Consider the following 13,678-nt stretch of genomic DNA (forward strand, 5'->3'; position numbering starts at 1 on the left):
GTCTCACCTTTTCTATACAAAAGGACAATAGCGCAAGCGCCCTGATTAGCGATGTATAAACTAAGAGCGCATCGACTGAGATAAAGGAAACACGACGAGGGACTTAGTCGATGTTGACTTATCGCAAAAGAGATAAGCGAAGTTAACTAGTCGCTGGACGCTTGCGCTGGATGATTACTCTCTGCGCTATAGTATTGATCCACAGGATCAAATTTTATAATTTCCTAAACAATGAAAAAGCGAGCAAAAGATCTCTCGCTTCTATACTATATTATGAATCTAACCAATTGTAAAATGGAACAGCAGTAGTAGTCTGTTGTGCTTGTGTTTGCTGTTTTGAGCGCTGATGATTTCTAAATTTAATACCTTGTTCACGAGCTTGCTCTATAGTTTTAATCCCTTTCTTTTTCCACTCAAGTAAAATCCGATCAATATAACGAAAATTTAATTTCCCGCTTAAAACCGCTTCACGTAATGCCGCTTTAATGATAAGCGGATCATGTTCATCGTGGTCTAGCCACATTGTAATATTTTCACATTCTATTGGTGACAAAGGTCGACCGAACTCTTGCTCAAATATCGTAAATAGGTTTAATTCTTCTTGTTCCTTCTCAAGCCTCTTTTGCTTTGAATTCGACTCCAATAAAAAAAAGACGAGTTTTTCCCATAGAGGACGCAATGAATAACTTTCAGCAAATATTTCATTTTCGTGATTTTCTTCTATTTGTAGAAAACCACGCTGAATTAAAAACTTTAGTAATTCCATACAGCGCATTTCAGTAGTTGTCATTTTTTCTGAAAGCTCTTTAGGTGTCGGGAATGAATTACCACTTTCTAGCGAAGAATAGACATGTAATAATAGCATAAATTGTTCTTCATCTAAGCCTAATTTTTTATAATAGTTTAAAAGGAGCATCGGAATTGCAATACTACCCTCTGATAGCCAATCTATTAATTTTTCGTTTTCCATGTGATAAACACCTCAATATCTATTATAGCATGTCCAAAACATTTATTGTTTTTTGTTATCACATTATAAATGGAAAAACCCCGCTTTTAGCGAGGATTCATATGTCTGTAATATTATGGATAGAGACGATTTAACAACCGCGGGAATGGTATTGTTTCTCTAACGTGCTCTGCACCTGTTATCCAAGCAACCGTACGCTCAAGACCTAATCCAAAGCCAGAATGTGGAACAGATCCATATTTCCGTAAATCAAGGTACCATTCATATGACCCACCAGTTAAATTATGCTCGTCATAGCGTTGCTTCATAAGGTCTAAGTCATCGATACGTTGGGACCCGCCAATAATTTCACCATAGCCCTCTGGTGCAATTAAATCAGCACATAAAACGACTTCTGAACGGTTTGGATCAGGCTTCATATAAAAAGCTTTAATCTTTGCAGGATAATGAGTAATAAAAACTGGTTTTTCATATTCTTCGGCAATCGCTGCTTCATGTGGGGCACCAAAGTCTTCACCCCATTCAATATCATCAAAACCTTTTTTCTTTAATAGCTTAATCGCTTCATCATACGTAATCCGAGGAAAAGGAGGTTTTATGATTTCCAGCCTAGAAATATCACGTCCAAGTGTAGATAGCTCCAGCTTACAATTTGTTAATACTGCTTGAACAATATAGCTTACATATTGCTCTTGAATTTCAAGATTCTCGATATGTTCAACAAAAGCCATCTCTGGTTCAATCATCCAAAACTCAATTAAATGGCGCTTCGTTTTTGATTTTTCCGCACGGAAGGTTGGACCAAACGAAAACACTTTTCCTAACGCCATTGCAGCTGCTTCCATATATAGTTGACCACTTTGTGAAAGGTAGGCGTCCTCGTCAAAGTACTTTGTATGGAATAATTCACTCCCGCCCTCGGCTGAAGTCCCTGTCAAAATTGGCGGATCAATTTTAACAAAGCCGTTGTTATTAAAAAACTCATACGTAGCACGAATAATTTCATTTCTCACCTTCATGATTGCATGCTGCCGTTTCGAACGTAACCAAAGATGTCGATGGTCCATCAAAAATTCAACACCATGCTCTTTTGGTGTAATTGGATAATCAACAGATTCGTTAATGACCTCAATATTTGTTATAGAAAGCTCATAGCCAAAAGGTGATCGTTCATCTTCCCGTACTGTTCCTGTTACCCACAGCGACGATTCCTGAGTAAGCGATTTAGCTTTAGCAAAGATATCCTCACTTACCTCGGCTTTAACGACGACTCCTTGAATAAATCCAGTACCATCTCTAAGCTGTAAAAAGGCAATTTTGCCACTAGAACGCTTATTAGCAAGCCATGTTCCGATCGTAACATTTTGCCCTACATATTTACTTACCTGAGAAATTGTTGTTTTCACTAGTTGTTCCTCCTACTACGGCCAAAGTTCCTTGCACTATTTTACTTTATTTTATTATTCATAAACCTTTTTATTCTTGCTACTGCACTTTCAAGTAATTGTAACGATGTAGCATAGGATAAACGTACATTTTCTGGTGCCCCAAATCCAGATCCTGGAACTAGTGCCACCTTTTCTTCTTCTAATAAGGCTTTTACCCATGCATCAACATCTTTAAAACCAGTCATTTCCGCTGCCTTTTGGGCATTAGGGAATAAGTAAAATGCACCTTGTGGTTTAATACAAGTAAATCCTGGGATTTCAATTAATTGATCATAAATTTTATTTAATCGCTCTTCAAACGCTTTTTTCATCTCGGAAACAGGTTGTTGTGAGCCGTTATAGGCTGCAATTGCTCCATATTGTGCAGTTGAAGTCGGGTTTGAAGTACTATGACTTGCTAAATTGGTCATTGCCTTAATAATTGTACTACTTCCAGCTGCATAACCAATACGCCAGCCAGTCATAGAATGCGATTTAGAAACGCCATTAATAATAATTGTTTGCTCTTTTAGCTGTGGTGATAATTGGGCAATTGATATATGCTCATTGTCCCCATAAACTAACTTTTCATAAATTTCATCGGAAACAATCAATATTTTATGCTCAAGACAAACCTCACCTATCGCTCTCAACTCCTCAGCAGTATAAATCATCCCGGTCGGATTACTAGGAGAATTAATAATAACTGCTTTTGTTTTTGGAGTAATCGCTGCTTTTAACTGTTCAGGTGTAATTTTGAAACTATTTTCTTCTTTTCCTTCAACAAATACAGGAGTACCTTCTGCAAGCTTTACTTGCTCGGGATAGCTAACCCAAAATGGTGTCGGAATAATAACTTCATCACCTGGATCAACAATGACTTGAAAGAGCGTATATAAAGCATGCTTTGCACCAGTGCATACAATGATCTCACTTTGCTCATACGTAAGCTCTTGATCCCTCTTAAATTTTTCAATAATAGCTGCCTTTAATTCAACTAAACCGCCAGACGGTGTATATTTCGTATGCCCTTCATTCATAGATTTTGATGCCGCATCGATAATATGCTGTGGGGTGTTAAAGTCTGGTTCTCCAGCCCCTAGTCCAATTACGTCATGTCCTTCAGCTTTTAATGCTTTTGCTTTTGCTGTAATTTCTAGTGTTGCTGATGGTGTTAACGATGCTACACGATTTGCTAATTTCATTCTTCCATTTCCTCCTAAAAACGGTCTTTTTTCAAACTGTACCTTTTTACAAAAGATCCGTCAATAAATTTTATAAAATAATATGTATAACGGTTTTGTTGATCAATATACGTAACTTCCCAAAGCGGAATTATCTCGGTTTTTTCAGTACGATTGTCCTTCATAACCTCAGCACCGAGTCTAATGTCAATAATTTCCAAAGGATTTTGACTCTCCATAACGTGGCTTCTTACTTTTTCTTTTTTCCATCCTTGATTCACCAGTCTTGTTAACAGTTCCCCATCTTCACTAGCTGGCACCCATACGATCAAATCCTCATTATATTTTGACCGACCGTAAACAATATAATATGCTGAACTTCCATGATAGTATTCGACATCTGTGGCCTGTATTAAATTCGTGTGTTTCTTGGCATAAGAAATTGCATCTTGCTCTTCTTTTTTTAGCCCCCCGATACTTTCCATATAAATATATGATGCTTGCCATATAACAAAAATCAACAATAAGGAAATAAAAAATAGCCATTTTTTCATAATAATCCTCTATGTCGGGAAAATAGTGAAAATTGCTGTATTTGAATTGATATTCTCAAATGCCAAGCCATATTATCCTCCCCTATAAGCAAATTTTGTAACACATATGTTTTTTTCCGTTGTCTATAATAACAGTAATGTTACAAATCACTTCAACTTCATCTTTTCCATTATAACAAATAGTGTTATAAAAGCTTTAACTAAAATAACTCCTTCCCACACTTTTATGAGGCTGTCATGGCGACAATCTCTTTTTTTTATATTACAACCATTCATTAAGCTTTTTAACTAGTTCCGTCGTTTTTGCTTCATGAATATTAATTTGTGGTAACGCACTTATAAACTTTTTCCCGTAGCTTTTCGTTACAATACGCCGATCTAAAACAATTACTACACCACGATCATTTCGAGCACGCACAAGTCGACCAAATCCCTGTTTAAACCGTAATATTGCTTGGGGGAGATATAATTCCATGAACGCATTTTTACCAGCCTGCTTCAGTAACTCCGCCTTTGCCGCTAAAATCGGCTGGTCTGGGGGGGAGAAGGGTAATCGTACGATGACAATACAACTTAAAGCTTCTCCTGGAATATCAATACCTTCCCAAAAACTACTAGTACCAAACAAAATAGCTTGATCATACCTCTTAAAATTCTTTGTTAGTTTTTCACGACTTCCGCTAGATATTCCTTGCCCGATTAACACAAATGAGTCAAGAGCTGAAGATTGTTTAACAGCGTAATAAGTTTTTTCAAGCATATCAAAAGCAGTAAATAGGAGTAACATCCTTCCTTTTGTTATCCTTGCAATCTCAACTATTCTGTCAGCAATTTCTTTAATAAATTGCTCTTGATCTACATCTTTAATTTGTGGGACATCAGTCGGGATTAACAATTGAACTTGATCCTTATATGAAAATGGCGATGGAATTATTTTTGTTAACACTTCAAAGTCATTAAGTCCGATCCGCTCCTTTATATATTCAAACGAATTCTTTACAGCCAATGTAGCTGAAGTTAATATCACACTATCCTTCTTTGCGAACAATTGATCAGCTAAAATATCACTTGGATCGATAGGCTGTGAAAATAAATACGTTGAGTTTTGTGCACCTTTTGGTTCAGTTTCAATCCATGTTACTCGATTCATATGCACTTCATACAAGAGTTTACATAGATTATCCTTCAATACATCTAGGGAAGAGATGGTCGATTTACTGTCATTTAAATAACCCTGTTGAACATATGTTAGGTTATCTTTCTTATGTTCAATCGATCCCAAAAGGATAGTAAATGCTTCTTTGAAATCCTTCAAAACCTCTATTGTTGCATAGGCGTTATTTTTTACATCTTTCCAAACTACACCAGACTCTTTTGATATTTGATAGCGGTAACTGATACGGCCAATTTCATTTTTTATGGTATCATTTTTGCTTAAAGCAAAAGTACGAATGCTGCGGAAGAGCTCATCAATACTGCTCTTTAATTCACATAATTGTTCTTCGACACCTCTTACTGCTTTTAGTTGTTGAATATCTCCTTCCTTCGTAAGCTCGAAGAGCCTTTGTAATAAACCAGCGCCTTCAATCATACCGATCTGATTTAATAATGTTTGGATTGAAAGATAGTCTAGTTGAACACCTAAATGTTCACTTGCAGCATCCTCTAAGTGATGGGCTTCATCAATTACCAACTCAGAATATGCTGGTAACAACGAATATTCATGCTTCATATCCGCTAATAATAGTGCATGATTTGTAATAATAACATGTGCTATTTGTGCATGATTTCGATTTAATTGATAAAAACACCTTGAAAACCAAGGACAGTGAGAATTTGTACAAGATTGTGTATCGCTTTTTACTTTATTCCAAAATATCCTACCACCAGATGATAAATTTAGTTCATCAACGTCACCATTGACTGTTTCTGTTAGCCAAATCAAAATTTGGCATTTTGTTAAAACCGTATCGTAATTATCTGAGCTCGAATCAGCTAAATATTGTTCGAATTTACGTAAACATAAGTAATGATTGCGTCCTTTTAAAACAGCAGCCCGAATCGAAAAAGGCAAGGCCTCCCTCAATAGTTTCATTTCCTGAGAGATAATCTGTTCCTGCAGCTGAGTTGTATAAGTACTAATAACAATCGGACGGTTAAATTTCCGTGCAAACATTATTGAAGGTAGCAAATAAGCGATTGTTTTCCCTGTACCTGTTCCCGCTTCAAGCAAAGCATGAAAACGTTTTTGAAACGCTTTCTCAATTATTTCCATCATTTCTATTTGCCCAGGGCGAACTTCAATTTCTGGACGTATCCTTTGCAACCTTGATAACAATAACGTTTTGTCATCCAATTTGAAATCATTATTTGCATCTTCAGCTAAATAATTTTGCTTTTCTTTAGTCTTCAATGCCAACCCACGATACACATCATATTGATTTACTTCTTCAATTTCTACAGATTCTTGTTTTGCTTCAATCGCTTCGTTAATCAATGAACTATAGTCACTGTGAAGCTTTGCTGATAATGGTTTCAAATGCAATAACGTAGCTAATGGCAGGTTCCGAAGCTTCGTTAACAAATTTAATAATAAATAGGCCGTTACTTCAGCATCACTATCTGCACGATGGGGCTGATCATGCTCAATAGCAAATTCTGAAGCTAACTGGTTTAGTTTGTAACCGCTCAATGTAGGGTATAAAAATCTTGAAAGCTCCACCGTGTCAATGGAACGAATATCATTAAGTTCATAACCGCTATTTTCGAACTCGACTTTTAAAAAGGTAAGATCAAAAGGGACATTGTGGGCAACAAAATAAGATCCCGTTACCATTTCAAATAACATCGGCGCAATTAAAGAAAAAGATGGTGCCTTTTCCAGCATCATATCATCAATTCCAGTAAACTGCTTAATAAAAGGAGACAGCTTCACATTAGGATTGACAAAGCTTGAAAAACGTTCGATAATCTCACCATTTTCAATAAGAATTGCCCCAACTTGAATAATTTTATCAATCCCTACTTTATTTCCAGTTGTTTCTACATCTACTACAACAAATCGATTGTTCATTTTACGATCAGTTCCTTTGTTTGAAAAAAGCTTTCGCCAATTTTTAAGCGAAAGCTCTATAAGTATTATTATAATACAGTTGAAGCTGGTTCTGCATATATTAATTCTCTAATAGAATTATCTCTCTCATCCATAATTGCTACCTTCGGCTTATGGGTAGCAATTTTTTCTTCTGGAATTATTGCATAAGAAATAATGATAACAATATCGTCAGGTTGGACAAGACGAGCAGCAGCACCGTTTAGACAAACAACACCACTTCCACGTCTCCCAGGAATTACATATGTTTCAAGTCTTGCTCCATTATTATTATTCACGATTGCTACTTTTTCATTAGCATAAATACCGACAGCATCCATAATATCCTCATCGATCGTTATGCTGCCTACATAATTCAAATTCGCCTCAGTAACACGAGCACGGTGAATCTTTGCATTCATAAATGTTCTAAACAAACTTCATTTCCCCCTTAAATTTCAATCGTAATATTATCAATTAATCTTGCTTTTGAAAATTTCACTGCGATTGCGATGATCATTTTTCCTTTTGGTTCCATTAAAGGCAGTAACTGAGGATAGGAATATATCTCCACATAGTCAACAATCCCGCTTGTTTTCTCCTCAATATGCGCTTGAATTCCATTTTTTATTTTCCCTAAATCCCTTTCATTTGCATTTAATTTTTGCACCGCTTTTTGCAAGCTTTTATAGAGCTCAGGAGCTTCATTTCGTTCTTTATTGCTCAAATATACATTACGTGAGCTTTTGGCTAATCCATCTGCTTCACGAACTGTAGGAACGGGAACAAGCTCAATCGGGAAGTTGTAATCATGGATGAGTCCGTCCACTACTGCTACTTGTTGAGCATCCTTCATACCGAAATATGCCCGATCAGGCGTAACAATATTAAAAAGCTTCATTAACACTGTTGCAACACCATCAAAATGTCCCTTCCTTGACTTTCCGCATAGAACGTTGACGCGATCTTTAACCTTTACCGTAACAGACAGTTCTTTAGGGTACATTTCCTTCACATCCGGATAAAAAATTACATCAACCCCTGCTTTATTAGCTAATTGTTCATCCCGGGCAAAATCACGTGGGTATAGATCGAAATCTTCATTAGGGCCGAATTGTAAAGGATTTACAAATATACTCATCACTACTTTATCATTGTTTTTTCTAGCTTCATTTACTAAAGTCAAGTGCCCTTCATGTAAAAAACCCATTGTAGGTACATACCCAATCGTATTTCCTTCTGATCGAAATTGTTTCATTAGCTGTTGCATTTGTTTGATTGAACGAATGATTTCCATGTTATTATTTTCCTCCATATAAAGACTCGAGTTCGTCTTCTTTCATAGTAAAAGAATGTAGATCGTCAGGGAATATCCGTGCTTTTACTTCATTAACATATTGATTTAAAGCATTTTGAATGCTTTCATTTACATTTGCATATTGCTTTACAAATTTCGCGACATGTCCAAATCCATTTTGGATAATATCATGGTATACGAGCACTTGTCCATCCGTAAAATTTCCGGCTCCAATCCCGATTGTTGGGATAGAAACTGTTTTTGTTATCAAATCTGCAAGTTGCTTTGGAACACACTCTAAAACTAAAGCAAAAGCACCAGCACGTTCTACTTCCTTTGCCTCCTCAATAAGCTTTTTTGCTTGTTCATAATCCTTTCCTTGAACCTTATAACCACCAAGGACTCCAACCGACTGGGGAGTTAATCCTAGATGAGCGATAACTGGAACACCAGCTTGGGTAAGTCTCGATATTGTATAACAAACCTCGCCGGCACCCTCTAGCTTTAGGGCATGTGCACCACCTTCCTGAATTAATCGTCTCGCATTTACCATCGCATCCTCAATAGAAGTGTGATAACTCATAAAAGGCATATCAGTAACAATGAATGTATTTTTGGCACCACGGCACACTGCCTTTGTATGATGAATCATATCATCAATTGTTACAGGTAACGTCGAATCATAACCGAGAACTACCATCCCTAATGAATCTCCAATCAAAATCATATCAACATTTGCTTCTTCTGCTAGGCGAGCTGACGGATAATCATAAGCAGTCACCATGACAATCGGTTCCTTTTCTTGTTTCATTTTCATAAAGTTTGTTGTTGTTTTCATTTTTCTCCTCCTAATTTTTTCTAAGAGGAAATGATAACCGAATACCTTTAAAATAAAAAACTTCTTTCCATACGGAAAGAAGGATCAGAATTTGTTCGGTTTCATCTCCTGTCCTAGTCCGTCTTTCGGATCAAGGCAGTATTCATTTAAGGCTATGTTGTTTTATTAATGCACGTTTCATTTGCCCTACTTCAATTGCTGTATACAACTGGGGTGTAGTTCTTTCGATACTACCCACCGTAACATTGTTAGTATAACAGACTTGTTACCTTAAAATAAAGTAAAAATTTTTAGATAATTTCGATATCAGCGGAATAAATATGATGTATTTTGCCGTGATGATCCTGTAATAATAATACGCCGTCATCCGTAATCCCTAATGCTTTCCCTGTTAAAGTACCATTGAATGTCCGCGCTGTTATTTGTTTGCCGATACTAACAGCGTGGCTTTCCCATAAAAGCTTAACAACTTGAAATCCGTTCTCTAAATAATCACTATACAAATTTTCCATCTCTTTTAAAATAGCCTGCAATATTTCGGAGCGGTTCAATTTTGTTCCCTTCTCAATCGCAAGTGAAGTTGCCGTCTTTTTAAGATCATCGGGAAAATGTTCTGGCTGTTGATTTACATTAATCCCGATTCCAATAATAACGGCATGTATTTGATCAGTCTCTGCTTGTAATTCTGTCAATATTCCAACTAGCTTTTTGCCATTAAGCAAAATGTCATTGGGCCATTTAATCTCACATTGAATGCCAGTAGCAGCTTTAATGCCTCTTACTACACTTACCGCGGCGAGAAGCGTAAGCTGTGGTGCTTGCTGGGGCGGAATATTTGGTCTTAAGATAATATGAAACCAAATGCCACTATATTTCGGAGAAAACCAGGAACGGTCCAGTCTGCCTCTTCCTGCTACTTGTTCTTCAGCAACAACGATTGCGCCTTCAGGAGCTCCCTCATAAGAAAGCTTATGGGCAATTGTTCGCGTTGAAGGTACCGATTCTTCATAATGAACAAACCTGCCAAAAGTGTTTGTCTTCAAGCCAAGCTGGATTTCGTTACCACTAAGACGATCAGGCTTTGACAAAATTCGATATCCTTTTCTTTGGACGGCCTCAAGCTCAAAGCCATCCTTTCTCAAGTCTTCTATGTGCTTCCATATCGCTGTCCTTGAGCAGCCTAATGCTTCACTTAACATTTGCCCTGATAGAAATTCACCATCGTGATCGGAAAATAGTTTTAGCAATTGTTTTCGGATTGTCGACTGCATGCCGTTACCCACTCCCTTATTGCTGTCTTCTCATTCTTTACCTTATTTTCAACAACAGCTTGTTCGACTTTTTCAATCATTTCTGAAATCCATGGCCCACCTTCTTCTAGGTTATACCAATTTAACAGATCTTTCCCAGAAATTGCCAGCTCCTTTCTTGATGTTATCGGAAGCTTATTAGATAGTTCATTTACGTCATCAACTAATTTATCATAATCTTGGTTAGAAACAATGCTATATAATTTAATAATCGAATAGCAGACAGCTTTTCCATATTTATATACAAAATTCAATGTAAGTATTTGACTTTGCTCAAGCTCTTTTAGTCCATTACTATAAATTTTACATATTTTTATCCGCTCATTTGAGCATTTCCAGTTTTTAAAAAATTTATCAATATTTTCAATACGCAGAGTATGTACAAGTAATGACCAGTATTCCTCTATCGTATCTACTCTATTTTTGCACAACAATGCAAACTGTTGAAGTTCACAGCGCCTTTTTCCAAGGCATGGCAAATATTCATGTAAGCCTAGTTGAATAAGCTGCTCTAGTGCAGTATGATTCGCTTTTCCTATAAGGAGTTTATCAAATTCAGTCAAAATCCGTTCTATTGAAATTTTTGTAAGTAAAGTTGCATTATTTTTAATAGAATCCATTGTATTTTCAGATAACTTAAAATCTAATTGGCTCACAAATCGAAGAGCACGCATCATCCGAAGTGGGTCCTCACGGAACCGTTCATCTGGGTTGCCAACCGTTTGAATCAGCTTACGATTTATATCCTTCTTTCCTTCATATGGATCAATAATCATCCCATTCATATCCATTGCAATTGCATTTATCGTAAAATCACGGCGACTCAAGTCTTTTTTGAGGGATGAAACAAATTCAACGTAAGATGGATGCCTATAATCTGCATACTCCCCCTCTAAGCGAAATGTTGTGACCTCATAAGTTTCATTTTCTACTACCACAATTACCGTCCCATGTTCAATTCCTACTGGAATTGTATGGTCGAAAAGGCTTTGAACATGTTCAGGTCGTGCTGAAGTTGCAATATCAACATCGCCGATTGGACGTTTTAAAAGACTATCCCGAACAGAACCACCGACGAAATATGCCTCATGCCCTGTGTCTATTAATTTACGAAGGATTGGTTTTGCTTTTATAAATCGCTGATCCACTAGTTTTATTCCTCACTTATCGCCTTAAAATATATTTGTTCATATTGTTCAACTATTTTCTTTGGGTTGAAAAATATTTCAGCCCGTTGCATTGCAGCCTCACTAAATTTTTTATGTAATCCTTTATTTTCTAAAAGCATGATAGCTTTTTTAGCTATATCATTAATATTCCCTAATTCACAAATAAAGCCTGTTTCCCCATCTTCAATTACTTCGGGAATTCCTCCTATGTCTGTCCCAATACAAGGAACACCACAAGCCATTGCTTCTAATAACACAAGCCCAAAGCTTTCTTTTTCTGATAAAAGAAGTTTTAAATCACTGAATGAAAGAATTTCTTCAATATTTTCCTGTTTGCCAAGAAATAATACACGGTTTTCCAACCCTTTTTCCTTTACTTTTCTGCAAACGATCGTAAATTCTGGTCCATCTCCAACTAGAAGAAGCTTCGCCTTTACCTTTTTCTCAATAAGTGCGAAGGCTTCAATAACATCTGGCACTCGTTTTACATGACGGAAATTCGAAATATGGATAATAACCTTTTCGTCGTCCTCGATCCCATATTGCTTTCGTAAGTAATCCGTATCATGCTTATAATAAATTCGTTCATCGACAAAATTGTAAACCGGCTCAATATGTTTGACAGTTTCTACTAAACGATACGTCTCAGCTATTAAACTTTTAGATACAGCAGTAACATAATCTGACTGCTCGATTCCAAAACGAATAAGCTCCTGTAACGACGGATCATGGCCTAACACTGTGATATCTGTACCGTGTAATGTTGTTATTATTTTTAATTCTTCCCCGCCAACCATTTGCTTCGCTAAGTATGCGCTTATGGCATGAGGGATAGCATAATGAACATGTAACAAATTTAGGTTTTCACGTTTAGCCACCTCTGCCATTTTCGTTGCTAGTGATAAATCATAGGGTGGATATTTAAATACCGAATATTGATTAACATCGACCTCATGAAAGTACAAATTCGGGTACCATTTATTTAACCGAAAGGGTACACTAGATGCAATAAAATGAACCTCATGGCCTTTCTCAGCTAACAGCATACCGAGCTCTGTTGCAACTACACCAGAGCCGCCAACTGTTGGATAGCAAGTAATCCCAATTTTTAATTTCTTCATAGTTCCCCTCTTTTTATTAAATCATTGCTTAGTAAAAGTGGTTTACTCGTTTTAAACCCCTCTGCATAGGTCACGCCAACTTCTTTCCCAAATAATCGTTCCCTCGCCTTAACCGTTTCAATATAACCATTCGTTAGTGGCGTTTCAACGCTATCCTGTTGCCGCTGAAATTGACTCTTATATGCTTGCAACGCTTTTATCTTTTCTTCGATATTACCGCTAATATCAATGACAAAATCCGGATGATGAAACCCATTAATCATATAAAAGTAAAGGTTTGATATTTTATGTGCTAACAAATCACCTTCAACCTTATATTTTTTAATACCTGCAGAAAAAACCGCCTCACGTACTAATAATGCGCATTGTCCATGATCTGGATGGCGATCGATTTCATACGGTGCAAACACAAGCGTTGGTTTATATTGGCGAATTACCTTGGCAATTCCTCTTATTTTAGAATCATCAACAAAAAGACCACGATCAGGAAATCCAAGGTTTATTCGTGATGATACTCCAAGTATGGTTGCTGCTTCTTCAGCTTCTTGTTTTCTACTATCTACATTACCATTCGAAGAAAGCTCGGCCTTTGTTAAATCACATATTACGATGTTAAAACCTTCTTTAACATACTTAGCAATCGTACCTGCCATCCCAATTTCAACATCATCTGCATGGGCACCGATTGCTAGTATATCAACATTTTGACTGTTCATG

At 36.7% G+C, this 13,678-nt stretch carries 12 protein-coding genes; all 12 read right to left on the reverse strand.

The genetic code is table 11. The features are described from left to right. Positions 1-271: 271 nt before the first annotated feature. Positions 272-970, reverse strand: a complete 699-nt coding sequence (locus D612_RS0111095) for a DnaD domain-containing protein (protein WP_017755545.1) — start codon at positions 968-970, stop codon at positions 272-274. Positions 971-1,083: 113 nt separating this feature from the next. Further along, the gene (asnS, locus tag D612_RS0111100; protein ID WP_017755546.1) at positions 1,084-2,376 is read right to left on the reverse strand and encodes an asparagine--tRNA ligase; all 1,293 of its coding nucleotides are present in this window, start codon (positions 2,374-2,376) and stop codon (positions 1,084-1,086) included. 41 nt (positions 2,377-2,417) lie between these two features. Beyond that, positions 2,418-3,602: a pyridoxal phosphate-dependent aminotransferase gene (locus D612_RS0111105; protein WP_017755547.1), complete on the reverse strand. Its 1,185-nt coding sequence runs from the start codon at positions 3,600-3,602 to the stop codon at positions 2,418-2,420. A 14-nt stretch (positions 3,603-3,616) separates the two neighbouring features. Further along, positions 3,617-4,135 (reverse strand): cell wall elongation regulator TseB-like domain-containing protein, encoded by a 519-nt coding sequence (locus D612_RS0111110; protein ID WP_017755548.1) that lies wholly within the window; start codon positions 4,133-4,135, stop codon positions 3,617-3,619. A 262-nt stretch (positions 4,136-4,397) separates the two neighbouring features. Further along, the gene (gene dinG / locus D612_RS0111115; RefSeq protein WP_017755549.1) at positions 4,398-7,208 is read right to left on the reverse strand and encodes an ATP-dependent DNA helicase DinG; all 2,811 of its coding nucleotides are present in this window, start codon (positions 7,206-7,208) and stop codon (positions 4,398-4,400) included. Between the two features lie 68 nt (positions 7,209-7,276). Next, the gene (gene panD / locus D612_RS0111120) at positions 7,277-7,663 is read right to left on the reverse strand and encodes an aspartate 1-decarboxylase (RefSeq protein WP_017755550.1); all 387 of its coding nucleotides are present in this window, start codon (positions 7,661-7,663) and stop codon (positions 7,277-7,279) included. Positions 7,664-7,677: 14 nt separating this feature from the next. After that, on the reverse strand, positions 7,678-8,523 hold the full coding sequence (gene panC / locus D612_RS0111125; protein WP_017755551.1) for a pantoate--beta-alanine ligase: 846 nt from the start codon (positions 8,521-8,523) through the stop codon (positions 7,678-7,680). A 4-nt stretch (positions 8,524-8,527) separates the two neighbouring features. Further along, positions 8,528-9,361 carry a 3-methyl-2-oxobutanoate hydroxymethyltransferase gene (panB, locus tag D612_RS0111130; protein ID WP_017755552.1) on the reverse strand — a complete coding sequence of 278 codons (834 nt, stop codon included), beginning with the start codon at positions 9,359-9,361 and terminating at the stop codon, positions 8,528-8,530. 290 nt (positions 9,362-9,651) lie between these two features. Next, the gene (locus D612_RS0111135) at positions 9,652-10,632 is read right to left on the reverse strand and encodes a bifunctional biotin--[acetyl-CoA-carboxylase] synthetase/biotin operon repressor (RefSeq protein ID WP_017755553.1); all 981 of its coding nucleotides are present in this window, start codon (positions 10,630-10,632) and stop codon (positions 9,652-9,654) included. Continuing rightward, entirely contained in the window at positions 10,602-11,819 is a 1,218-nt protein-coding gene (locus tag D612_RS0111140; protein WP_017755554.1) for a CCA tRNA nucleotidyltransferase, read from the reverse strand. The genes D612_RS0111135 and D612_RS0111140 overlap by 31 nt, the downstream gene beginning before the upstream one ends. 5 nt (positions 11,820-11,824) lie before the next feature. Next, the gene (gene bshA, locus D612_RS0111145; protein ID WP_017755555.1) at positions 11,825-12,961 is read right to left on the reverse strand and encodes an N-acetyl-alpha-D-glucosaminyl L-malate synthase BshA; all 1,137 of its coding nucleotides are present in this window, start codon (positions 12,959-12,961) and stop codon (positions 11,825-11,827) included. Continuing rightward, positions 12,958-13,677, reverse strand: a complete 720-nt coding sequence (bshB1, locus tag D612_RS0111150) for a bacillithiol biosynthesis deacetylase BshB1 (protein ID WP_017755556.1) — start codon at positions 13,675-13,677, stop codon at positions 12,958-12,960. Before bshB1 ends, bshA begins: the two co-directional genes overlap by 4 nt. Between the last annotated feature and the right edge of the window lies 1 nt (position 13,678).

Source organism: Calidifontibacillus oryziterrae (genome assembly GCF_000331575.1).
Lineage (GTDB): Bacteria > Bacillota > Bacilli > Bacillales > Bacillaceae_J > Calidifontibacillus_A > Calidifontibacillus_A oryziterrae.

What these genes read in the sequence shown, in the direction of transcription:
- D612_RS0111095 (WP_017755545.1), bottom strand. Translation starts at nt 970, where the DNA reads ATGGAAAACGAAAAATTAATAGATTGGCTATCAGAGGGTAGTATTGCA.
- D612_RS0111105 (WP_017755547.1), bottom strand. Translation starts at nt 3,602, where the DNA reads ATGAAATTAGCAAATCGTGTAGCATCGTTAACACCATCAGCAACACTA.
- D612_RS0111110 (WP_017755548.1), bottom strand. Translation starts at nt 4,135, where the DNA reads ATGAAAAAATGGCTATTTTTTATTTCCTTATTGTTGATTTTTGTTATA.
- dinG (WP_017755549.1), bottom strand. Translation starts at nt 7,208, where the DNA reads ATGAACAATCGATTTGTTGTAGTAGATGTAGAAACAACTGGAAATAAA.
- panC (WP_017755551.1), bottom strand. Translation starts at nt 8,523, where the DNA reads ATGGAAATCATTCGTTCAATCAAACAAATGCAACAGCTAATGAAACAA.
- panB (WP_017755552.1), bottom strand. Translation starts at nt 9,361, where the DNA reads ATGAAAACAACAACAAACTTTATGAAAATGAAACAAGAAAAGGAACCG.
- D612_RS0111135 (WP_017755553.1), bottom strand. Translation starts at nt 10,632, where the DNA reads ATGCAGTCGACAATCCGAAAACAATTGCTAAAACTATTTTCCGATCAC.
- bshA (WP_017755555.1), bottom strand. Translation starts at nt 12,961, where the DNA reads ATGAAGAAATTAAAAATTGGGATTACTTGCTATCCAACAGTTGGCGGC.
- bshB1 (WP_017755556.1), bottom strand. Translation starts at nt 13,677, where the DNA reads ATGAACAGTCAAAATGTTGATATACTAGCAATCGGTGCCCATGCAGAT.